At 63.9% G+C, this 1,577-nt stretch carries 2 protein-coding genes; both read left to right on the forward strand.

Going from position 1 to position 1,577, the window contains the following annotated elements; translation table 11 throughout:
* Positions 1-1,054: SLC13 family permease (locus tag JMF90_RS36465; RefSeq protein WP_201326285.1), on the forward strand; the 1,054-nt coding region annotated here is incomplete at its 5' end.
* 141 nt (positions 1,055-1,195) lie between these two features.
* Positions 1,196-1,471: a hypothetical protein gene (locus tag JMF90_RS36470; RefSeq protein WP_201326286.1), complete on the forward strand. Its 276-nt coding sequence runs from the start codon at positions 1,196-1,198 to the stop codon at positions 1,469-1,471.
* The last annotated feature ends 106 nt before the right edge of the window (positions 1,472-1,577 follow it).

Genomic DNA, 1,577 nt, shown 5'->3' on the forward strand with positions numbered 1-1,577 from the left:
GCTTGGGCTGATCGTGCTGCAATGGGTGCGTCCGCAACCATTTTCGGTACTGGCCGAACGCGTCGACTGGCAGACGGTCGCGACGCTCGCGGGCCTGCTGATGCTGACCAAGGCGCTCGAGTTGTCCGGCTGCCTGATGTGGCTCGCGCATCGCATCGTGCATCACGTGCATTCCGAACGCGGGCTCGCGATGCTGCTCGTCGGCTTCGCCGCCGTGCTGTCGATGTGGCTCACCAACGACGTCGCCTTGTTCGTCGTCGTGCCGTTGATGGTGTCGCTGCGCGCGCTGACACCGCTGCCGTTCCGGCGGCTCGTGATCGTCGTCGCGCTGGCCGTCAACGCGGGGTCCGTCGCGACACCGCTCGGCAATCCGCAGAATCTTTTCCTATGGCAGTTGAGCGGCGTGTCGTTCGGTCGTTTCGTGGTCACGCTCGGGCCGCTCGCCCTCGCGCTGATGGCGCTGCTGCTCGTGCTGACCGCGTTGATGTTTCGCGCGAAGCCGCTCGACTTGTCGGGCGACGCCGCCGCGTTGCCCGTACAGCGCATGCACGCGCTGATCGCGGCCGTGCTGTTCGCCGCGTTCGTGCTGCTCGCCGATGCGCACCATCCGCTGCCGGGCCTCGTCGGTGTCGCCATCGTGCTATTCGCCGTCAAACGTGACGCAGTCCTGAAGATCGACTGGCTGCTGCTGCTGATCTTCGTGCTGATGTTCGTCGTGCTGCGCAGCGCGGCTGCGCTGCCCGTCGTGCACGACGCGATCGCGCACGCGCAACTCGATTCGCCGCTGCGCGTCTATGCCGCCGGCGCCGTGCTGTCACAGGTGATCAGCAACGTGCCGGCCGCGATCCTGCTGTCGGAGTTCACGCACGACTGGCGCGCGCTTGCGTTCGGCGTATCGGTCGGCGGCTTCGGTTTCGCGATCGGCTCGCTCGCGAACCTGATCGCAGTGCGTCTCGCGAAGGAGCCGCGCATGTGGCTGCCGTTCCACCTCGTTTCGATTCCGTTCGCGCTGGTGAGCGCGGCGCTCGGTGCGTGGTTGCTCATGCACGGTTGAGCGAGCCGGTGCGTGCGGCACAGGCATGCCGCTCGGGTGACGGGCAGGGCGCACAGCGTGCGCAGTGATCAGGATTGTTGATAAGTGCCGCAACTCACAGTCGAACATCTGTGGCGGCGCGACAACTGATTGGATGAATCGATGCGCGAACATCCGGCGAATTTCATGCGTCGCGCGTGGTGGTCCGGTCGCCGCGCGTTGCTTGTTCCGCCGCGTTGCGCCGAGTCATTCGAGATGGTTCGCTTGCAGCCCATTTCCCGCGGCGATCGCACCGCTTCCGCCTGGCCCGCATCAGGCATCGTTTCCCCGCCATTTACCCCGTCACCGGACTTTTTCGCGCAGGAAATACCGGTGCGAAAAACCGACCTTACAACTGTCATCGTACGTCGTCGAATCGGGCGTTTTTTCACATCATGAGGCGTCGTTTTATGCAGGTTTTTGTCGCGTCTAAAGCCTTGAATCACTTGCAACTATCGCTTACAATCGCCCGGATTTGTTAGCTAGGCACCCCTGAAAGCTTTCA

This window comes from Burkholderia sp. E168m23, assembly GCF_016586125.1.
GTDB classification, from domain to species: domain Bacteria; phylum Pseudomonadota; class Gammaproteobacteria; order Burkholderiales; family Burkholderiaceae; genus Burkholderia; species Burkholderia orbicola.

Coding starts and splice junctions, on each gene's coding strand:
- JMF90_RS36470 (WP_201326286.1), top strand. CDS start 1,196: ATGCGCGAACATCCGGCGAATTTCATGCGTCGCGCGTGGTGGTCCGGT.